This window comes from Kitasatospora griseola, from assembly GCF_014648555.1.
Taxonomy (GTDB): domain Bacteria; phylum Actinomycetota; class Actinomycetes; order Streptomycetales; family Streptomycetaceae; genus Kitasatospora; species Kitasatospora griseola.
This window is the reverse complement of sequence record NZ_BMRI01000024.1, coordinates 3,088-21,735: the sequence shown is the minus strand read 5'-3', so window position 1 is coordinate 21,735 and position 18,648 is coordinate 3,088. Positions and strand designations below refer to the sequence as shown.

Genomic DNA, 18,648 nt, shown 5'->3' with positions numbered 1-18,648 from the left:
AACTACAGCGGGCGGATGTTCTCGGCCTGCGGGCCCTTCTGGCCCTGCGTGACGTCGAACTCGACCTTCTGGCCCTCAAGCAGCTCGCGGAAGCCGCCGGCGTTGATGTTCGAGAAGTGGGCGAACACGTCCGGGCCGCCACCCTCCTGCTCGATGAAGCCGAAGCCCTTTTCCGAGTTGAACCACTTCACGGTGCCATTAGCCATGTAAAAAATCTCCTTCAGGGGCTTTCCGGCGACCCGCACGATGCGGATGCCGAGTCACCGTGATGGGAGCCCGCCCGGAGAAGATCCGGAAAACAAAAAATGCGCCTGCGATATATGAGCAGGCGCACACAAAGTTCATGGGAACCACTACTGCAACTACCTCGACTGTAGCAGTCCCGGACCCGTAACGGGCGGAAACTTTCACCCCGGTTTTTCGCCGGAGGCACCCTCGATGCCGTCGCCCCGAACCACATACGCCCTCAACCCAGCCTCAGTGAAAGCACGTTGGCCACTCTTCGGAGCACCTTCCGGGGCACTCTCGCCCTCGACTCACATGCCCGAGCCACGGGAGGTGCCGTTCGACACACCCGGCATTTCGGACCGCCCGGAATTCGGCCGCCCGGGAAGAACCAACTCCGTTCCCCGCGGCGCACACTGGCCTGGATGAAAAAATCTGAAGCAGTCCGCCGGCACCTGCCCACCAGTCCCTTCAAAGCCAGGACCGCAACACCGTGCAAGCACTTTGCCCTCGGCGACCGTGTCACCCACGACGCCTACGGCCTCGGCCGGGTCATCGGAGTCGAAGGCGACACCGCGGTACTGGTCGACTTCGGATCACGACAGGAGCGCGTCGCCGAGCCCTACACCGCCATGTACCACCTCTGACTCGCACCGCCACGACCGCCGAGTCGGTAACCGCGATCGAGGGCCCGGACCTCGGCTGCGGTCCGGGCCCTCGGGGTACCGGGCGCTCTGCGCGACCGGGCGGGCCGTTGCGGCGGTGGCGGCGGCGGAACGTCACGGCGAGGGTTCCTCCCAGGATCAGGGTGGTGACGGCCGCTGCGGCGAGCGCCGGTACGGGGCCGGCGCCGGTGGCCGGCAGGGGGTGGGGGGTGGGTGCGGTGGCGGGCGCGAGGAGTTTCACGGTGATCCGGAAGACCGCAGCCTCTCCCACAGCCGGCTGGGAGAACGGCCCGCAGCTGACGCCCCGGCCGTTCGGGGTGCATCCGTCGGTGACGGTCGCGACGTTCACCGCGTCCGAGCCGTCGCCCAGGGGTCGTTTGACCTGCAGTACGAGGACGGCGCGGACAGCGTCACTTTCGAGTGCGACCTGCACCCCAGCGGGGCGCTTCGTGTCCTGCGGGTCTTCGAGGACACTCCGCACCGGATCGAGGCGTACTCCAGCCCCGGAGCGTGGCTCCAGGTCGTGGGTACCTATCTGCGAAGCGGCTCCGAGCAGTGACGGCGATCCGCCGGGAGCAAAAGAGCGAAGGATCGGGCGGCGGCGTCACCGATTGGTCGGCGTCACCGCTGGTCGGCCGGGGGCTCGGAGCGCCGGGGCGAGGACGACGGCCCGCCCCACCGGGCGGAGCTCCAGGCAGAGACCGAGGGGTCGCGTACCGGCCAGACGATCCCTCGCCGGTCGGGGACCTTCGCAGACGGCTCGTCGGCGAGCAGTTCGCTCGCGGTCCTGGTGTTCGCGGGATCAGCGGCCTCGGCCATCAACCGGGCGGCAGCGACGGCTCCCGTCCGAGGCGGGACGACCAGCAGGGTCAGCCGGCGGGGAAGGTGCGAACGGACCGAGATCGTGTGCCGGCCCTGCACAGCGGTGAGCCAGCCCGTGTGGACGGTGTGGCCCGCGACCGGGATCCGTCGGGGCACGGTCAACCACTGGGCGGGATTCACGGTGATTCCGGCGACCCGGCCCCACTGCGCGTCCAGTTCGGCGGCCAGGGCGGGGAGTTCGAAAGAAAGGTCGTGCGACCGGGGCCACCAGGCCCCGTCCAGTCGTCCGGCTCGCGAGCCGTCCGGTGCCAGGCACAACCGCAGGGCGGGTTCGGGAGTGGCAAGCATCGCGCCGTCGATCACAGTCATGATCAAAGACCTGTCTCCGAACCTGACCGGTGCCACGTCCGGAATTGCCGTTCGCCGGAGACGACGCCAGTGTCCGGTGCCGGCATGCGAGGTGCCTTCGGTGATGTCCAGGCTACTCCCGGCCCGGCCCGGCGTTCAGCTTCACGGACCGGCCTCCGCTGCCTCGAACATCGGCCACCTCCTCCGTCTCCTCCGCTCCTGGTTCCATCGTGGCCCCGGAGCCGCCGACCGACGTCCCCGGTCGCCCTCCGGCCGACCGCCTCGTACGGTCGTGGTCGGGGCAGGAGCGTTGTCACAGGAGGCCACGATGCGGCGCTACCGGTGGATTCTGGAGACCCAGGACGACGACGGCCGCTGGTCCCGGCAGGACGACACGACGATGCCGAATCCGCTGGAGTACGACGGTCCGCCGCAGCGGGCGGCCAACCACCTCCGGGACGTTTTCGTTCGCACCCTCTCCCGACCGGCGCCGGGCCCTCGGGCAGTCAGGATCCGACTCTGGGAAGGGACCGGCGCCGAGGGCGAACCCCACGTCGAGACCGAGTGGTCACGCGAGTGACGCAGGCCCGGCCCCGGCCCGGGCGCCTCCCGTCCGCCGCCTACACGGCTGCCGGCCAGGAGGCGGCCCGGCTCCGGGCGAGATCGGATCGCCGCTCCGCCTCGCCGAGCCCGGTGGAGGGGGTGACGGCCGACGGCAGGAAGTCGGAACGGGCGTTCGTCCCGGTCGCACCGGCGCTCGGCTCCGCGGCGAGCAGCTCGCTCGCGGTCCTGGTGTTCGCGGGATCAGCGGCCTCGGCCATCAGCCGGGCGGCCTGGACAGCGTCCGCCTGGGGCGGGACCACCAACAGGTTCAGCCGACGGGGGGCGTAGGAACAGACCACGATCACGTGCTGGTCCTGTTCGGTGGTGAACCAGCCCGCGTGGACGGTGTGCCCGGTGACCGGTATCCGCCGGGGGATGACGGGCCACTGCTCGGGGTTCACGGTGATCCGGGTGATCCGGCCCCACCGCTCGTCGATCTCGGCGGCCAGGGCGGGGAGTTCGAGAAGAAGATCGCGCGAGCGCGGCCACCAGGCCCCGTCCAGCCGGCCGGGCCGCACGCCACTGGGCGCGAGGGAGAGCCGTGGCGTGGAATCCATGGCGGCGGGCGTCGTCACACGATCGAGGGTCGTGGTCATGATCAAAGACCTGTCCCCGGGCCCGGCCGAGAGGCCGGGTCCGGCATTGCCGTTCGCCGGAGACGCCGCCAATATCCGGTACCAGCATGCGAAATGCCTTCGGTGATATCCAGGTTACTCCCGGTTCGGCCGAGCCCGGACGATGAGGTGCATCTCGCCGGCGTCAGCACATTGACGCGCAGTCAGCTCCAGCAGGACGTCCTGCAACGTCCTTGCACTGCCGCGCCCGGCTCGGCCGGTACAGCCTCCGTGAACGAGCGACTCCACTCCGTACTCGCCCAGCGGGCGTAGTGCCCGAGGCGCTCGCCGAAGCATGCGAAGTGGATCCGAAGACCACAGGCCGCTGGCTCGGCGGGCGCGTAACGCACCCGAGGCACCGATTCCGCGCCGCTCAGATCCTGCGCGTCGAGGAGACCTTCCTCTGGTCGGCCCCGCAGCCCCGTGCAGGCCGGCGGACAGCCGAGGCGAACACCAACTCGTCGGCACCTACCAGAACCGGGCCTGCGTGCCCCGCGACACCTGGCTGACCCTGCTGCGGGGGGCCCGGCAGCAGATCGACGTACTCGTCTTCTCCGGGACGGTTCTTCGCCCAGTCCAACCCTCAGGTCGCCAAGATGCTCGCCGAGCGCGCGGCCCACGGGGTCCAGGTCCGACTGTGCTTCGGCGACCCTAACGGGCACGCCGCCGCACTCAGAGGCCGCGAGGAGGGCATCGGCGACACCCTCGCGGCCAGGATCCGCGCCTCGCTCACCTACTACCGCTCGTTGGGGCACTCCAACCTTCCCGCCATCGACCGCGAACAGTGCCGTCGCCGCCCCGGACACGCAGAAGGCCAGGTCGGACAATGTCCGACCTGGCCTTAACTCCGGTGGGCCGCCAGGGGTTCGAACCCTGAACCTACGGATTAAAAGTCCGCAGCTCTGCCAATTGAGCTAGCGGCCCGTGGCAGGCGTGGGCCCTGGTGGGACAGCGCCTGCCGGGGTGATCCTACCTGGTGCCCGGTGGGAGATGGCCAGCGGATGACCGGGCGGGTCGACGGGTCAGGTGGCGGGGAGGTGGGCGGCGCGGACTCGGCGGAGCCAGCTTTCGACGGGGCGTTCGTCGGGGGCGGGGGGCAGGACGCCGGGGCGGGCGAGGCGGGTCTCGGCGTCGGCGAGCAGGGCGGTGGCGTCCTCGGGGCGTTCGGCGAACTGTTCGCCGAGGGCGCGGATCCGGTCGGGGTCGGGGAGGCGGATCTCCAGGCGGCCGGTCTCGTGCAGGGTGACGCCCTGGCGGACCAGGCGGACCAGGTGCCGGGCGTGCTTGGCCGCCCGGGCGACGCCCGCCGGGTCGGTGCGGTCGCGGGAGGAGAGCTTGCGGAACTGCTGCCAGGCGTAGCCGAGGTATGCGCTGCGCACCGCCGGGCCGCTCAGGAAGGCCTCCCGCAGGCCGATCAGCTCCTCGCCGAGCGGCGTCCGCACCTCGTACAACTCCTCGGGCAGCCAGACGAGTTCGGTGGCGGTGGGGTTGCCGGAGAGGGCCAGCCGGCACCACTTGGCGGCCTCGTGCAGGGTGCGGTCCGGGGCGGTGGTGACGTGCGACTCGGCGGGCCGGTGCAGGCCGTGGAAGGCGACGGTGGGTGCGGCGAACAGACCGAGCCGGTCCAGGTCGGAGCCGGCGTGCGCCAGGCCGTACGCGGTGGAGCCGACGATGCCGGAGAGCAGGACGTGCATGGGGGTCACCTCGTCGGGAGCGGTTCCCCGCAGTCTCGCCCCGATCGGCCCGTACACGCGAGCGATTTCCTGCCCGGACGGCGGGGCCCGACACGGCCGCCGCCGGTGCTCGGTGCGGCCGCGCCGCGCGCCGATACTGGGCTCATGGCGAACGGCGAGATCCCGGCGGCGAAGCTCCGGGCCTGGTGGGCGCACCGGCAGTGGCTGGACGGCGGCGTGCACCGGGGGGCGTCCCCGGCCGAGGTGCTGGCGGCGACCGGGTGGGCCCGTTCGGTGGGCGGCACGGCGCCGTACCTGGGGCTGTTCGCCAGGGCGGGGCTGGGCCGGGCGGCGGTGGACGCGGCGCTCGCCGCGGTGGAGGTGCAAGAACTGCCCGCGGCCCGCGGCTGCACGTACGTGCTGCCGGCGGCGGACTTCGCGCTGGGCCTGGCGGCGGGCGCGGGCGTCGCGGAGACGGAGATCGCGACGGCGGTGCGGCATCTCGGGGTGACTCGGGACGAGGTCGAGCAGCTCTGCCTGACGGTGTCCGAACTGCTGTCCGACACCGAGCCGTTGGGCCCGCAGCAGATCCGCACGGCGGCCGGCCCGGCGGCCCGCCCGCTGGGCGAGGCGGGGCGCAGACGCGGGGTGTCGACCACGCTGCCGCTGGCGCTGGGGCTGCTGCAGGCACGCGGGCTGATCCGCCGGGTGCCGGTCGACGGGCGGCTGGACCAGCAGCGGTACGGCTACCTGCGCTGGGACCAAGCGGTGCACGGCGAGGCCGCCGACCTGGCCCGGCGGTACTTCGCCTGGGCGGCGCCCGCCTCCGTGCGGCACTTCCGCTGGTTCTCCGGCTTCAACGCGGCCACCGCGAAGGCCGCCCTGGCCCCGCTGGAACTGACCCGCCTGCCCGGCGACGAGCTGCTGATGCCGGCCGAACTCCTTGACGAGTGGGCCGCGTTCACTGTGCCGGAGCAGCCCGCGTACGCCCTGGTGGCGGGCATCGACGGCCTGCACCTGCTGCACCGCGACCTGGCCCGGCTGGTCGACGAGCGGGACGCCGGCCGCCTCGCCCCGGCGTCCCGGACGGGGCGGAGCTTCGGCAGCGAGTCCGACCCGTCGACCCACCTGGTGGTGGACCGCGGCCGGATCGTCGGCTTCTGGGAGTACGACCCCGAACAGCGGGAGCTGGTGCACCAGTTGTTCGTGCCGATGGACGCCGCGCTGCGCGCCGGGATCGACGCCGTCGAGACCTTCGTCCGCGAGGAACTGGGCGACGCCCGGAGTTTCGGCCTGGACTCGCCGAAGAGCCGCGCCCCGAAGCTGGCCGCCCTGCGCACTGCCAACCGCTATGCCTCGCCCGGGAGTTCGAGCGGCAGGTAGTCGAAGCCGGTGACGCCCGGCCGGGCCCGGCGCAGGCCGTCCAGCAGCACCGGGGGCGTCGTGGCGTACACCGTGGCGCAGTGGCGCCGGTCGAGCGCCGGCTCGCCGGTCCAGGCGGGCTGCTCGGCGGCGGGGGTGGTGGCGAACCGCCCGTCCACGCCGTTCCGGTTGCCCCGGCCGTCCAGCCGGACCCACCACGAACTCCCGGGCAGCAGCACGCCGTTGAGGCCGTGCAGCACCTCCAGCCGCTGGTAGCAGAGGCCGGCCGGGATGCCATTGGCGCGCAGCAGCGCGGCCAGCAGGTGGGCCTTGCCGTGGCAGATCGCGTCACCGGCGGCCAGCACGTCCGACGCCCGGTAGGCCGCCGACCAGCGGCCGACGTCCGCCGAGTGGTCGATCCGGTCGCGGACGAAGTCGAACACCGCCTCGGCGGTCGCCACCGGATCGGCCCGCCGCAGCGCGGCGGCGCGCTCCACCACGGCGGGGTGCCGGTGGTCGACCACCTCGTCGGCGGCCAGGTACGCGTCGAGGTCGGGACGATCGGCCCGGAGCGGGCCGTACGGGGAGACGGAAGGGTCCATGCCAGTGATGCTGCGCCGCCGACTCGCCTTCGGGCAAAGGCATTTCACCCCATGGACTACCGTCGGTCGCATCGGTTCCGGGAACGAAGGGACAGGCGGCATGGCGCAGGACGAGGTACTGGTGGTCACCGGCGGCGGGCGCGGCATCGGGGCGGCCACCGCCCTGCTGGCGGGCCGACGCGGCTACCGGGTGTGCGTGAACTACCGGGCCGACGCGGCCTCGGCCGACGGCGTGGTGGAGCGGATCCGGGCCGCGGGCGGCACCGCCGTCGCGGTGCGGGCGGACGTCAGCAGCACCCCCGAGGTGGAGCGGCTGTTCGACACCGCGGAGCGTGAACTCGGGCCGCTGACCGCGCTGGTGAACAACGCGGGCACGCTGGAGAAGCAGTGCCGGCTGGACGAACTCGACGAGGACCGGCTGAACCGGATCTGGACGGCCAACATCACCGGCCCGTTCCTGTGCGCGGCCGCGGCGGTGCGCCGGATGTCCACCCGGTACGGCGGCCGGGGCGGGGCGATCGTCAACGTCGGCTCGGCGGCGTCCCGGCTCGGCTCGCCGGGCGAGTACGTGGACTACGCGGCGTCCAAAGGCGCACTGGACTCGATGACCCGGGGCCTGTCGCTGGAGGTGGCGGCCGAGGGCATCCGGGTGAACGCCGTCCGCCCGGGCCTCATCCACACCGGCATCCACGCGCTCGGCGGCGAGCCCGGCCGGGTCGACCGGGTCGGCCCCGACCTGCCGATGGGGCGCGGCGGGCAGCCCGAGGAGGTCGCCGAGGCGATCCTGTACCTGCTCTCCCCCGCCGCCTCGTACGTCACCGGTTCCTTCCTGGACGTGGCCGGCGGACGCTGACCTGCCGTCAGTCGCCGGACCCTGCGGCGGCCGCCCCGCCGCCCCCGCATGAACATCACGCGTTGCCGCGATACCGGTTCGGTCAACGCCCCGGCGCGTCGCCGCCCACCGCCCCTACGGTGGGCGGCATGACCGAGACCGAAATCGCCGCCGCGCCGTTCCTCGACATCCCCGACGTGCTCAACCTCCGCGACGCCGGAGCGGGGGTGTACCGCCCCGGGCTGCTCTACCGTTCGGCGAGCCTCAACCGGCTCACCGACGAAGGCGCCGCCCGCCTCGCGGAGCTCGGCATCCGAACGGTCGTCGATCTGCGCAGCAGCCCCGAGCTCGACATCTGGCCGGACCGTCCGATCGGCGAGGACGTCCAGTACCTGCACGTGCCGATGCTGCCCGACCCGGCCACCACCGACCGCGTCTGGCCCGAGGACCAGGCCGCGCTCTACCCGTTCATGGCCGAGACCGGCGGCGTCGCCGTCGCCGCCGCCGTGCGCGCGCTGGCCACCGGCGCCCCGATCCTCGTCCACTGCGCCGTCGGCAAGGACCGCACCGGCCTGACCATCGCCGTCCTGCAGACCCTGGCCGGCCTCCCCGCAGCCGCCGTCACCGGGGACTTCCTGCGCTCCAACGTCGGCCTCGGCCTCGACAACGGCCCCGTGCCCTACCTCGACACCGCCGGCGCGGAACGCCTCTCCCGCCCGATCGAGGCCACCCACCTCGCCTCCGCCCTCGCCCGCATCGAGGAGCTCCACGGCACCCTCGACAACTACCTCCTCGACCACGGCGCCACGGCCTCCGACCTGGCCACCCTCCGCACCCTGCGCCCGGAGTGACCTGACCTCGGACCCGACCGCGAGGCGCTCCGCGACGGTGGCGGCGAGTCCGGTCCCGAGCAGGACGGCGGCCGGGCGCGGGCGAGAGGGTGCAGCGGACGGCGGTATCGGCGTCGCGGCCGTTCCAGCCCTCGGCGGCCCGGTTCGTCAGCCGGGTTACCGTGGGCGGTGCGCCCGACGGCCACCAGCCGCCCCGCGCGTCAGGCACGTCCACCGACTGTCCGAAGGAGTCCGTCCCATGGCCCGTTTCCCCGCCACCGCCGCTGTCGCCGCCGCCGGTCTGATCGGCGGTTACGCCACCGCCCGGTTCAGCGGTCGGCGCGAACTGGGCGGCGCCGTGCTGGCCGTCGCCGGGACGACGGCCGCCGTGCGCTGGCAGCGCCGCGCGGGGACGCCCGTCGCGGCCGGTCTGACCACCCTCTACCTGGCGGCGTTCGGCGGCTCGCACCCGCTGGCGAAGAAGATCGGCGCCTGGCCGGCCGTCCTCACCGTCACCGGTGTGGTCGCCGCCGCCTCGGCCCTGGCCACCGGCGAGTAACCGCAGGGCAGGACGGTCTCAGGCGCCGCCGAACCGCGCCTCGAAGGCCGCCCGGTTCGCGGAGGGGACGGTGCGGTCCCAGACCCCGAACACCACCCGGTCGAAGGCCGCGCCCCACTCGTCCAGGGCCTCGCCGAACGCGTCCGCGACCTCCGCCGGGTCGTTGCGGAAGACTCCGCATCCCCAGGCGCCGAGCACCAGTTCGCGCACGCCGTGCCGGGCAGCGACGGCCAGCACCCGGCCGGCCCGTTCGGCCAGCACCGGCCCGAGGTCGAGCGCCTTGCCGGGCGAACGCAGCGCCAGCTGGCCTGCGTTGGGCGCCGGCGAGGTGAGGAAGCCGACCCGGTGCGGGCGGGACAGCAGATCCCCGCGTTCGTCCCGGATCACCGGTACGTCCGGCGACCAGATCACCCGGTGGCTGTAGCGCAGGTCGGTGGAGGCGCGGTGCGCCTCGTAGTAGTCGGGGGCCTCCAGCAGGCAGCGGTACAGCAGCGCGGTGCGGCAGACGTCCTCCTCCTGGGCCTTCGCCCCGCGCAGGTACCCGCCGCCGGGGTTGCGCGCGGACGCGAAGTTCAGCACCGCGACGCTCCGCCCGCCCTCCGCGACCAGGCGCTGGGCGGCCTGCATGCTGCCCTCGCCCGTCACCTCGGCGGGCCCGCGCAACGGCCCCGGGCCGGCGTCGAATTCGGCCTCCGGCGGGTAGGACACCGTCCCCGCGCGGGCCGCGGCCAGCTCCTCGGCGATCCGCACCGCCGTCCCGTCGGGGCTCCGGTACTCGCCCCGGTCGGCGATCTCCTCGTTCTGCGTGGCGAGTGCCCGCTGCCTGCTGCTCATGTCGCGCACGCTAGCCGCCAACATCCGCCGCCACCACCGCATTTACCGCCGGAACGCGGACGGGCCCGCCCCACCGGAGTGGAGCGGGCCCGTCAGTGCGTCAGTGTCAGTTCTTCCAACGCGGCTTGCGGTCGTCACGGTTGAAGCCGCCACGGTCGTCACGGTTGAAGCCACCGCGCTCACGGTCGCCGAACGAACGGCCGCCGCGGTCATCGCGGTTGAAGCCACCCTGCGGACGGCCACCACGGTCACGGTCACCGAAGGAACGGCCACCGCGGTCATCGCGGTTGAAGCCACCCTGCGGACGGTCGCCGAACGAACGGCCACCGCGGTCGTCACGGTTGAAGCCACCCTGCGGACGGTCGCCGAACGAACGGCCACCGCGGTCGTCACGGTTGAAGCCACCCTGCGGACGGCCACCACGGTCACGGTCACCGAAGGAACGGCCACCGCGGTCGTCACGGTTGAAGCCACCCTGCGGACGGTCGCCGAACGAACGGCCACCGCGGTCGTCACGGTTGAAGCCACCCTGCGGACGGTCGCCGAACGAACGGCCACCGCGGTCGTCACGGTTGAAGCCACCCTGCGGACGGTCGCCGAACGAACGGCCACCACGGTCATCGCGGTTGAAGCCGCCGCGCTCACGGTCGCCGAACGAACGGCCACCGCGGTCGTCACGGTTGAAGCCACCGCGCTCACGGCCGCCGCGGTCGTCGCGGTTGAAACCGCCACGGTCACGGTCGCCGAAGGAACGGCCACCGCGGTCGTCACGGTTGAAGCCACCGCGCTCACGGCCGCCGCGGTCGTCGCGGTCCCGGTTGTAGGCGGGGCGCTCGGTGCGGGCCTCACGGTAGGAGGGGGTGCGCTCCTCGGCCACCGGCTGGGCCTCGGCGGCCGGCTGCTCGGCGGTCTCGGCACCGGCCTCGGCGGTCGCCTCGTCCGTCTCGACCTCGTCCTCGATGCCCAGCTCGGCGCGCTCGCGGGCGGCGCGGGACGCCAGGCGGTCGGCCTCCTCGCGCAGCTCGGTGGCGCGGCGCTGGGCGCGCTCCAGCTCACGGGTGAGCTCGGCGACCTCGCGCTCGGCGGCGCCGGCGATGCCGGACGCGCTCTCGGCCTGCACCTCGACCAGCGAGCGGGCGCCGGTGATCTTGGCGACCTCGGCGTCGAAGGCGTGGTCGAGGATGTGGCGCGAGGCGTCCACGCCCGCGTCCTCCATCAGGCGGAACACGCCGCGGCGCTGGTGCGGCAGCACCAGGGTGACGACGGTGCCGGAGCGGCCGGCCCGGGCGGTGCGGCCGGAGCGGTGCAGGTAGTCCTTGTGGTCGCCCGCCGGGTCGACGTTCAGCACCAGGTCGATGCCGTCGACGTGGATGCCACGGGCGGCGACGTCGGTGGCGACGACCACGTTGAGGTAGCCGTCCTTGAAGTCGCCGAGGACGCGGGTACGGGCGCCCTGGGTCATGCCGCCGTGCAGCGCGTCGGCCTTCACCCCGGCCTCCAGCAGCTGCTGGGCGACCCGGTCCGCGCCCATCTGGGTGCGGACGAAGATGATGGTGCGGCCCTTGCGGGCGGCGATCGCGTTGGTGATCGGCGCCTTGTCCTTGGGCTTCACGACCAGGATGTGGTGGGTCATGGTGGTCACCGCGCCGGCCGACGGGTCGACCTCGTGGGTGACCGGGCTCTTCAGGTAGCGCTTGACCAGGGTGTCGATCTCGTTCTCCAGGGTGGCGGAGAACAGCAGGCGCTGGCCGCCGGCCGGCACCAGGTCGAGGATCTCGGTGACCTCGGGCAGGAAGCCCATGTCGGCCATCTGGTCGGCCTCGTCGAGGACGGCGATCTCGACCTCGTCCATCTTCGCGGAGCCGCGGTTGATCAGGTCGCGCAGGCGGCCGGGGGTGGCGACCAGCACGTCCACGCCGCGCTCCAGCGCGTAGATCTGGTTCGACATCGAGGTGCCGCCGCAGACCACCTTCAGGCGCAGGCCGAGCACCGAGCCGAACGGCTCCAGGGCGTCGGCGACCTGCATGGCCAGCTCGCGGGTCGGGACCAGGATCAGGCCGCGCGGCTGCTTGGCCTTGGTGCGCTCGCCGCCCGCGAGGCGGGTCAGCAGCGGCAGGCCGAAGCTCAGGGTCTTGCCGGAGCCGGTGCGGCCGCGGCCGAGGACGTCCTTGCCGGCCAGCGCGTCCGGGATGGTCGCGGCCTGGATCGGGAACGGGGTGGTGACGCCGCGCTTGGCGAGCGCCCGGACGACGTCGTCGTGCAGACCGAGGTCACCGAAGGTGATGGTCGGCTCGGCGTCGGCGGCGTCGGCCGCGTCGGAGTCGGTGGCGCCGTCGGTGAGCTCGGCGAGCTCCGCGTCCAGCGTGTCGGTGTCGAGAGAGTCGGTGTCGGCGGCGTCGGAGCCGTTCGCGGGCATGGCGAAGCGGGCGTCGTCAACGAGAGACATGCAAAACCTTCCGGAAGTGGCACGCGCCAAAGTCCGGGGGTCTGTTGGAAATACCGCCTCTATGCGGTCAGCCACGGATCGCCGGAACGCGCCAAGGGCGCTCAAAGGTGTGAGGAGCGCCAGCCAAATAGGATCAAACGAACGATCTACCACCATAGGGGAACCTACGGATCAGAGGCAAATCCCCTGGCCAGCGCCCCCGAATCAAGGCCCGGCGCCGCATCCGGGCCGCGCTCCGGGCTCAGTGCGCGGACGGCCCCTCGCTGGGCTCCGCCAACGTCGCACTCGGCGTCGGCGAGGGCTTCGCCGAGCGGGAGGGCTCCGGGCTGCTGGGCTGCGGGATCGGCGAGGACGCGCCGCCACCGGTCGGGGTCGGCACGGGAGTGCCCGGCGCGGCGGGCGTGCCGGTCGGCGCCGGGGCGCCGGCGTTCGCCCCGGGCACCGGCACCGGGGCGCCCTGCACCCCGACGACCGGCGGCGTCGGCCCGGGGGCGTGCCCACCGGGGGACGGAGCCGCGCCGGGTGACGCACCGTCACCACCCGGCGCGCCGCCGTGTTCCCCGCGCCCCCCGCCCTGGTGCCCGCCGGCGCCGACCCCGGCCTTGAGCGTGGTCGCCGTTCCCGCACCGGTCGGCTTCACCCCGCTGGGTCCGGCCGGCGGCTGCGCACCCACCGACATGCACCCGCTCAGTCCGAGCACGGCGATCGCCGCCATCGCCGCCCCCGCCGCCGCCCTTCGCCGCGCCGACCCAACCGCCATCACCGAGCCACCTCCCGCACGACCCGCCCGGGCCGCCAATCGTTCTCGGTGCCCAACGCGCGTCCGCCCCGCCGGGACACGGGCAACCGCCGACCATCAGCCGCGCGCCCCCAGCGGCGCACGCACCGGCGCGAACCATCTGGCGTCCCGTCAGCGGACCTCCGACAATGGGCGGGTGGAAATGACCAGGGACGAGTTCGAGGCACTGGTGTCCGACGCGTTGGACCGCATCCCGCCGCAGCTGGCCGCGATGATGGACAACGTGGCGGTCTTCGTCGAGGACGAACCCGACCCCGCCACGCCCGACCTGCTCGGCCTGTACGAAGGCATCCCGCTCACCGAACGCGGCGAGTGGTACGCCGGAGTCCTGCCCGACCGGATCCTGATCTACCTGGGCCCGACCCTCCGGCACTGCGACTCCCGCGAGCAGGCCGTCGAGGAGGTCCGCATCACCGTCATCCACGAAGTCGCCCACCACTTCGGCTTCGACGACGACGAACTCCACGACCTCGGCTGGTCCTGAAAGCCCCCCGCCGCGCCCACCTCCGGAAACGGTTTTGGCGTTCCCGCCCGGCATCCCATATGCTTCTCGACGTCCCCGAACGCCGGATAACCGGCCGGAAGGGCCGCAAGCCCTCATCGTCTAGTGGCCCAGGACGCCGCCCTTTCAAGGCGGTAGCACGGGTTCGAATCCCGTTGGGGGTACGCAGTACCGTAGTAAGGTCCTGTGCGGAGCAATCCGCATGAGGTCCCGTGGAGCAGTTGGTTAGCTCGCCACCCTGTCAAGGTGGAGGTCGCGGGTTCAAGTCCCGTCGGGATCGCTCGTCTCGCAAGAGACGGTGCAGTACGGCCAGGTAGCTCAGTTGGTACGAGCGTCCGCCTGAAAAGCGGAAGGTCGCCGGTTCGACCCCGGCCCTGGCCACATAGTGTGACCAGCAGAAAGCCCCCGAGCGCATCGCGCTTCGGGGGCTTTTTCATGCCCGGTACGCCAACCGGTACGCCAACGGCTAGGCCAGGGCCTCACTCAGCGACCCGAGGGCCTTCCGCTGCTCGTCCAGCGAGGCGTGGGCGTAGACCTTCATCGTCACGCCGATGTCGCTGTGCCCGGCGATCTGCCGGACGATGTGCGGCGGCACGCCGAGGTCGAGCAGCAGGGTCACGCAGGTGTGACGCAGATCATGGAAGCGGAGCGTCAGCCCGAGACGATCCCGGAGCGGGTACCAGCTCCGCCGGAGGTTGTCCGGCTCCATCGGCGTTCCGACCCGGCTGGTGAAGACCAGACCCGATTCCTTCCACCGGTCGCCGGCGGCGGCGCGCTCCTGAGCCTGCTGCTCGCGGTGCGCCTGAAGCGCGTCCAGGACGAACGGCGGCAGCGGCAGCGTCCGGAGCGACGAGGCGGTCTTGGTCGGGCCGAGCTGGAGTTCGCCGTCCACCCGCTGGAGGTTGCTCGACACGATCAGCGTCCCCCGCTCCAGGTCGATCGCCGACCAGTGCAGGCCGAGCAGCTCCCCCCGGCGCATCCCCATGGCGAGCGCCAGCACGTAGAGGGCGTGCAGCCGGTCCGCGCTGGCCGCCTTGAGCAGGAGCCGGGCCTGCGGCACGGTGAGCCCCTTGCCGGTGCCGTAGTCGGGCGTGGGGACCTGCACGAGCCTGGCGACGTTCCGGAGGATCAGCTCCTCGCGGACGGCGTTCTCCAGGGCGTTCCTCAGGACGGCGTGGATCCACTGGACCATCCGACGGGACAGCTTGTTCTCGCAGCACTCCCCCGCCGCGCAGCACCGCGGCTGCTTCCGGGCCTTGTCCACGCCGCCCGCGCAGCACTGGCAGGTGTTGGCCACCTTGGCCAGCCACGTCCGGACGTCGGAGGCCTTGAGGGTCCGCAGCTTCTTGGCACCGAGCCCCGGCACGAGGTGGACGCGGACGACGCTCTCGTACCCCTGGTAGGTCTTCGGCCGGCGGTTCACCCTGACGACGGCGTGCAGCCAGTACGTCAGGTAGTCCGCCATCTTGATGTTGGTGTCCGGGACCGGGATGCCCTTGTGGTGCTGGGCCTGGAGCTCGGTCATCTTCTCCCGCACCTCGTCCCGGGTCTTCCCGTAGACGGACACCCGCTTCACGGCGCCCGACGTCGTCGTGACGTACACGCGGCCGTGGAAGAGGTCGCGCCCCTTCATGCGGGTGATGCTGCCGTCGCCGTTGGCGCGCTTGGCCATCAGTCGTTCCCCTTGGTCTGGTTGGTGATGAAGGTCGCGAGGTCGTGCGAGGCCACGCGGCGGGCGCGGCCGATGGTGAAGCTGGGCAAGGCGTTCGAGCGGATCAGGTCGTAGACCTTGCTGCGGCCGAGTCGCAGCGCCGCCATGACCTCGGGCACGGTCAGGGCGACGGGTGTGGCGGTGGTCAAGGTGGTCCTCCCCGTGCGGTGCTCAGGTGGGCCGGACCCGTGACGTACCGCCAGAACCGACACAACCTGTGCTGATCGGTTCTGAGCCGGTGGTGCGGTTGATGGGCTCGCAGTGGATGTGTCCTAGGTGGGGATTTCTGCGTCACCGCGTCATCTGCGTCATTCAGGTGCTCTGACCTGGGGTGACGGGTGACGCAGAGAGGTGGGCGTGCGTCACCGCTGCGTCACCGCTGCGTCATCGGGTGCGTCACCGGGTGACGCAGGTGACGCGGGATGACGCAGCGTCCGTCGTCTGCGTCACCGCTTTCCGTGCACGTCAGGGGCCGTTTTCCGGCGCGGGTGACGCAGGTGACGCAGCGTTCCTCTACTTAGGAAAAAGAGGGGCTGTCTGTTGGTGGTTGCGTGCGCCTCAGGGCGAAAGGAGGAGCCGCTTCGCGGCGCGTTCTGGGGCGGCGCAGCCGCCAACAGCAAGAGGAGCACCTGGGGCGCTGAGCCCGACCGTGCTCTTCTTGCTGTTCGGGCGGTGAGGGTTAGGGCAAGGGGAGCTGTTCGGGCGGGGGCGGCGGTGCGGGGCGGGTCAGCTCCAGGTAGCGGCCCGTTTTGGTGCGGCCGGTGTCGATGAGGACCCCTCGTGCCGCGAGGGTGGGCTGGAGGCGCTTGAGACGGTCCGAGAGGACTTTCCCGGTGGTCGGCCAGCCCTTGGGCAGGGCACGCAGGTCCTCGCCCGCGTAGAGACGACTCAGGGCCGCAAGCCACTCCGTGGACGTCATCTGCTGTGCTTCGCCGGGGGTCATGGTGTCGGCGTGCTTGAGGACGGTCTGTGCGAGCAGGTCGCCCTCGATCACGTCGTCGTTGAGGTCGTCCAGGCCGGCTCGGTAGGCGGCGAGCGCTCCGAGGCCGGTGGCGGCGTCGAGCTGCGCGCACAGGTGCGCGAAGTCGGCCATGCGCGTCTCGGTGGGGGTCTCCGCCTCGGCGGCGCGGACCTGGACGGTGAGGTCGAGCAGCGAGCCGAGCATGACGGGCAGCACCGGCTCGTACTCCGCCCACAGCTCGGCCTCGGTGCGGCGCACCTTGGGCCGCTCCAGCCGCAGCGGCAGGAGACGCTCGGCGAGGTCGGGTCGGATGACGCCGACGTCGATGCCGGTCAGCAGCAGGGGGCGGCGGTAGGCGGAGCGGTGGACGTCGCCGTCGGTGAACAGCGCCCGCTTGACGTCCTCGGCGCCGGTGACGATGCAGCACATCGCATCCGACATGTCCGTGGTCATGTGGCTCAGGTTGTCGAGGGCGGTGACCCATCCGGCCGCGACGGCGGCGATCAGGTTCGCTTCGTCCTTCGGTGCGCGGCGCAGGTCGCTGGTCATGCCTTCGACGATCCGCAGGAGCATCCGGCCGGCGGTGGACTTGCCCGCGCCCTGCGGCCCGGTCAGGAACGGCGCGGGCACGGGGACGGACGGGCCGAGGCAGCCGACCAGCCACGCCATGGCCAGGCACTCCGACCCCGCGTTCGCGAAGTTGCACAGCCCGAACAGCAGGTCGATGCCCTTGCCGTCGGTGTCCTTGGCCGGGACGGGGAGTTCGCCGGTGAGCTGGGTGCGCCGCCAGCACACCTCGCGCGGGTCCGGGGTGAGGACGTCCCAGCCGTTGGGGTGGATGCGCACCGACAGGCCGTCGGCGCGGCCCAGGTCGAGCCACGTCGCGCCGTCGAAGCCCGGGGCGACACGGATGTGAACCTGCTGCACGCCCTCGGCCAGGGCCAGCGCCTCGATCAAGTCCAGTGCCTCCTTGAGTGCGGTGCCGTTGAACACGCCGACGCCGTCCCGGTACAGGCCGACCATCAGCTCCTGCCGGTGGCTGCCGGTGGTGCCCTGCGAGCGGATCGGCCGGGCCACGGGGTGGCCGATCCGCTGGGCGTAGACGGTGCCGTCGGCGGTGCGGAAGTACCTGAAGTGCGCTTGCGCGTAGTCGGCGATGACCTCGCGCGCCGGGGTCTTCTCGTCCTCGGACACGGTCACAACCCCAACCGGACGAGGGCGTTGGACCACGCGTCCGCGCAGTGCCGGGAGGTCTCGCCCTTCGCGCCGGCGGCGGCGAACAGCCGCTCCACGTGCGCGTCGGTCAGGCACCCGCACCTCCCGTGCGTGGACAGCACCGCCAGGAACGCGCCGAACACGGTCGCGTGCACGGCGGCGGTGGCGGCGGTGATGGTCTGCTCGGCCATGGCGATGCCGCGCTCCAGGAACACGGGGCTGCGGTGCGGGCACCGGCCGCCCCCGGCCGGCACCGACACGGAGACGTGCACCGGCCCGGCCGGCGAGGGCTGCCTGACGACCAGGTCGCGGACCGCGTCCGGCAGGGCGGCGAGGGTGCCGGTGCCGGGGCCGAGCCAGCGGGCGTAGGCCATGGACGACTTGACGTCCACGCCGGGCCGCACGGCGTTGGCGGACGGCATGGCACCCCGGTAGAGCCAGTGCTCGCCCCGGGTGGTGGCCACGGTCCGGGTGGCGGGCAGGTTGGCGTGCGCCCACGCGATGGCGTCGGCGTTGTCGAGGTCCACGACCGTGAGGCCTGCGCCGCCGGGGTGGTAGGCCACGCCGGCGGCCTGCCGCCACGCCCGCGCCCAGGCGGGCGAGCCGATGACGGCGGCGTCGGTGGTGGCGGCGGCCCAGCCGTGGCACGGGGCCGGGCAGGTGCAGGGGCCGGGGGTCTTCATGTTCGGCCGGCCGCCGCACGCGTTGTTCGCACAGGCGGGGCAGTTGCCGAACGGCACCTTCCCCGCGCGCAGCGGCAGCACGGGCACGCTGGCGGCGGCGAGGGAGAGAGCCGCGGGCAGGTGCTCTCCCCGAACCAGGGTGGGTTGGGTCATGCTGGTGTCTCCTTCGTTCAGAGGGAACCGGAGCGGCCGGACAGCTTGCAGGCCCGAACGGCCGCTCCGGGTAAAGGACGTCAGGCCGCGCGGCGGGCGGAGCTGCCGACGGTCGGGAGGGCGAGGTGCTGGGCGGCCCGTTGGCCGATCAGGTGGGTGTAGGCCGGGGGGATGGCTTCAGTGAGTTCTTCGCGGACGTCGGTCCAGGT

Annotated in this window: 18 protein-coding genes, 4 tRNA genes and 1 pseudogene; 9 read left to right on the top strand and 14 right to left on the bottom strand. The window is 72.6% G+C overall.

Going from position 1 to position 18,648, the window contains the following annotated elements; translation table 11 throughout:
- Positions 1-2: 2 nt before the first annotated feature.
- Positions 3-206, bottom strand: a complete 204-nt coding sequence (locus IEZ12_RS25555) for a cold-shock protein (protein ID WP_100588974.1) — start codon at positions 204-206, stop codon at positions 3-5.
- A gap of 444 nt (positions 207-650) precedes the next feature.
- Between IEZ12_RS25555 and IEZ12_RS25550 the strand changes: the two genes are divergently transcribed.
- A complete protein-coding gene (locus IEZ12_RS25550; RefSeq protein WP_189275068.1) occupies positions 651-872 on the top strand; it encodes a hypothetical protein in 222 nt (73 codons plus the stop codon).
- Between the two features lie 639 nt (positions 873-1,511).
- Here the strand turns inward: IEZ12_RS25550 and IEZ12_RS25545 are convergent.
- The 4 genes from IEZ12_RS25545 to IEZ12_RS25530 form a co-directional block, all read right to left on the bottom strand.
- Entirely contained in the window at positions 1,512-2,081 is a 570-nt protein-coding gene (locus IEZ12_RS25545; RefSeq protein WP_189275066.1) for a DUF5994 family protein, read from the bottom strand.
- 599 nt (positions 2,082-2,680) lie between these two features.
- Positions 2,681-3,259: a DUF5994 family protein gene (locus IEZ12_RS25540; protein ID WP_189275063.1), complete on the bottom strand. Its 579-nt coding sequence runs from the start codon at positions 3,257-3,259 to the stop codon at positions 2,681-2,683.
- 869 nt (positions 3,260-4,128) lie between these two features.
- Positions 4,129-4,201, bottom strand: a tRNA-Lys gene (locus IEZ12_RS25535).
- Between the two features lie 98 nt (positions 4,202-4,299).
- Complete coding sequence (locus IEZ12_RS25530) at positions 4,300-4,971, bottom strand: nucleotidyltransferase domain-containing protein (protein ID WP_189275062.1); 672 nt, start codon at positions 4,969-4,971, stop codon at positions 4,300-4,302.
- 144 nt (positions 4,972-5,115) lie between these two features.
- Between IEZ12_RS25530 and IEZ12_RS25525 the strand changes: the two genes are divergently transcribed.
- Complete coding sequence (locus tag IEZ12_RS25525) at positions 5,116-6,333, top strand: DNA glycosylase AlkZ-like family protein (protein ID WP_189275060.1); 1,218 nt, start codon at positions 5,116-5,118, stop codon at positions 6,331-6,333.
- On the opposite strand, the gene IEZ12_RS25520 is transcribed toward IEZ12_RS25525, so the two are convergent.
- Positions 6,300-6,914: a transglutaminase domain-containing protein gene (locus IEZ12_RS25520; RefSeq protein ID WP_189275058.1), complete on the bottom strand. Its 615-nt coding sequence runs from the start codon at positions 6,912-6,914 to the stop codon at positions 6,300-6,302. The genes IEZ12_RS25525 and IEZ12_RS25520 overlap by 34 nt on opposite strands.
- A 100-nt stretch (positions 6,915-7,014) precedes the next feature.
- On the opposite strand from IEZ12_RS25520, the gene IEZ12_RS25515 reads away from it, so the two are divergent.
- From IEZ12_RS25515 to IEZ12_RS25505, 3 genes are all read left to right on the top strand, one after another.
- Positions 7,015-7,767, top strand: coding sequence for an SDR family oxidoreductase (locus tag IEZ12_RS25515; RefSeq protein ID WP_189275056.1), 753 nt, complete (start codon positions 7,015-7,017; stop codon positions 7,765-7,767).
- 128 nt (positions 7,768-7,895) lie between these two features.
- Complete coding sequence (locus IEZ12_RS25510; protein WP_189275054.1) at positions 7,896-8,597, top strand: tyrosine-protein phosphatase; 702 nt, start codon at positions 7,896-7,898, stop codon at positions 8,595-8,597.
- 238 nt (positions 8,598-8,835) lie between these two features.
- Positions 8,836-9,135, top strand: coding sequence for a hypothetical protein (locus IEZ12_RS25505; RefSeq protein WP_100589032.1), 300 nt, complete (start codon positions 8,836-8,838; stop codon positions 9,133-9,135).
- Positions 9,136-9,153: 18 nt separating this feature from the next.
- Here the strand turns inward: IEZ12_RS25505 and IEZ12_RS25500 are convergent, their stop codons facing one another.
- The 3 genes from IEZ12_RS25500 to IEZ12_RS25490 form a co-directional block, all read right to left on the bottom strand.
- Entirely contained in the window at positions 9,154-9,969 is an 816-nt protein-coding gene (locus tag IEZ12_RS25500) for a TIGR02452 family protein (RefSeq protein ID WP_189275052.1), read from the bottom strand.
- A 106-nt stretch (positions 9,970-10,075) separates the two neighbouring features.
- Positions 10,076-12,415, bottom strand: coding sequence for a DEAD/DEAH box helicase (locus IEZ12_RS25495; protein WP_189275051.1), 2,340 nt, complete (start codon positions 12,413-12,415; stop codon positions 10,076-10,078).
- Positions 12,416-12,656: 241 nt separating this feature from the next.
- Entirely contained in the window at positions 12,657-13,175 is a 519-nt protein-coding gene (locus IEZ12_RS25490) for a hypothetical protein (protein ID WP_189275049.1), read from the bottom strand.
- Between the two features lie 181 nt (positions 13,176-13,356).
- Between IEZ12_RS25490 and IEZ12_RS25485 the strand changes: the two genes are divergently transcribed.
- The 4 genes from IEZ12_RS25485 (at position 13,357) to IEZ12_RS25470 (ending at position 14,097) form a co-directional block, all read left to right on the top strand.
- On the top strand, positions 13,357-13,698 hold the full coding sequence (locus IEZ12_RS25485; protein WP_189275174.1) for a metallopeptidase family protein: 342 nt from the start codon (positions 13,357-13,359) through the stop codon (positions 13,696-13,698).
- Between the two features lie 109 nt (positions 13,699-13,807).
- Positions 13,808-13,880, top strand: a tRNA-Glu gene (locus IEZ12_RS25480).
- A gap of 42 nt (positions 13,881-13,922) precedes the next feature.
- Positions 13,923-13,996 (top strand) — tRNA-Asp (locus IEZ12_RS25475).
- A 27-nt stretch (positions 13,997-14,023) separates the two neighbouring features.
- Positions 14,024-14,097, top strand: a tRNA-Phe gene (locus IEZ12_RS25470).
- 85 nt (positions 14,098-14,182) lie between these two features.
- Here the strand turns inward: IEZ12_RS25470 and IEZ12_RS25465 are convergent.
- The 5 genes and pseudogenes from IEZ12_RS25465 to IEZ12_RS39075 all read right to left on the bottom strand — a co-directional run.
- Complete coding sequence (locus IEZ12_RS25465) at positions 14,183-15,388, bottom strand: tyrosine-type recombinase/integrase (RefSeq protein ID WP_189275047.1); 1,206 nt, start codon at positions 15,386-15,388, stop codon at positions 14,183-14,185.
- A complete protein-coding gene (locus tag IEZ12_RS25460; protein WP_189275045.1) occupies positions 15,388-15,576 on the bottom strand; it encodes a helix-turn-helix domain-containing protein in 189 nt (62 codons plus the stop codon). Before IEZ12_RS25460 ends, IEZ12_RS25465 begins: the two co-directional genes overlap by 1 nt.
- Positions 15,577-16,106: 530 nt before the next feature.
- Positions 16,107-17,582: an AICE element replication initiation protein gene (locus IEZ12_RS25455; protein ID WP_189275042.1), complete on the bottom strand. Its 1,476-nt coding sequence runs from the start codon at positions 17,580-17,582 to the stop codon at positions 16,107-16,109.
- Between the two features lie 2 nt (positions 17,583-17,584).
- Positions 17,585-18,439, bottom strand: coding sequence for a bifunctional DNA primase/polymerase (locus tag IEZ12_RS25450; protein WP_189275040.1), 855 nt, complete (start codon positions 18,437-18,439; stop codon positions 17,585-17,587).
- 80 nt (positions 18,440-18,519) lie between these two features.
- Positions 18,520-18,648, bottom strand: a pseudogene (locus IEZ12_RS39075) (DNA methylase); the annotation flags it as partial.

Excerpts from the sequence above, each read along its gene's own strand:
- IEZ12_RS25515 (WP_189275056.1), top strand. The coding sequence starts at position 7,015 with ATGGCGCAGGACGAGGTACTGGTGGTCACCGGCGGCGGGCGCGGCATC.
- IEZ12_RS25500 (WP_189275052.1), bottom strand. The coding sequence starts at position 9,969 with ATGAGCAGCAGGCAGCGGGCACTCGCCACGCAGAACGAGGAGATCGCC.
- IEZ12_RS25520 (WP_189275058.1), bottom strand. The coding sequence starts at position 6,914 with ATGGACCCTTCCGTCTCCCCGTACGGCCCGCTCCGGGCCGATCGTCCC.
- IEZ12_RS25450 (WP_189275040.1), bottom strand. The coding sequence starts at position 18,439 with ATGACCCAACCCACCCTGGTTCGGGGAGAGCACCTGCCCGCGGCTCTC.
- IEZ12_RS25505 (WP_100589032.1), top strand. The coding sequence starts at position 8,836 with ATGGCCCGTTTCCCCGCCACCGCCGCTGTCGCCGCCGCCGGTCTGATC.
- IEZ12_RS25490 (WP_189275049.1), bottom strand. The coding sequence starts at position 13,175 with ATGGCGGTTGGGTCGGCGCGGCGAAGGGCGGCGGCGGGGGCGGCGATG.
- IEZ12_RS25485 (WP_189275174.1), top strand. The coding sequence starts at position 13,357 with ATGACCAGGGACGAGTTCGAGGCACTGGTGTCCGACGCGTTGGACCGC.
- IEZ12_RS25550 (WP_189275068.1), top strand. The coding sequence starts at position 651 with ATGAAAAAATCTGAAGCAGTCCGCCGGCACCTGCCCACCAGTCCCTTC.
- IEZ12_RS25525 (WP_189275060.1), top strand. The coding sequence starts at position 5,116 with ATGGCGAACGGCGAGATCCCGGCGGCGAAGCTCCGGGCCTGGTGGGCG.
- IEZ12_RS25465 (WP_189275047.1), bottom strand. The coding sequence starts at position 15,388 with ATGGCCAAGCGCGCCAACGGCGACGGCAGCATCACCCGCATGAAGGGG.
- IEZ12_RS25530 (WP_189275062.1), bottom strand. The coding sequence starts at position 4,971 with ATGCACGTCCTGCTCTCCGGCATCGTCGGCTCCACCGCGTACGGCCTG.
- IEZ12_RS25545 (WP_189275066.1), bottom strand. The coding sequence starts at position 2,081 with ATGACTGTGATCGACGGCGCGATGCTTGCCACTCCCGAACCCGCCCTG.
- IEZ12_RS25540 (WP_189275063.1), bottom strand. The coding sequence starts at position 3,259 with ATGACCACGACCCTCGATCGTGTGACGACGCCCGCCGCCATGGATTCC.
- IEZ12_RS25495 (WP_189275051.1), bottom strand. The coding sequence starts at position 12,415 with ATGTCTCTCGTTGACGACGCCCGCTTCGCCATGCCCGCGAACGGCTCC.
- IEZ12_RS25555 (WP_100588974.1), bottom strand. The coding sequence starts at position 206 with ATGGCTAATGGCACCGTGAAGTGGTTCAACTCGGAAAAGGGCTTCGGC.
- IEZ12_RS25510 (WP_189275054.1), top strand. The coding sequence starts at position 7,896 with ATGACCGAGACCGAAATCGCCGCCGCGCCGTTCCTCGACATCCCCGAC.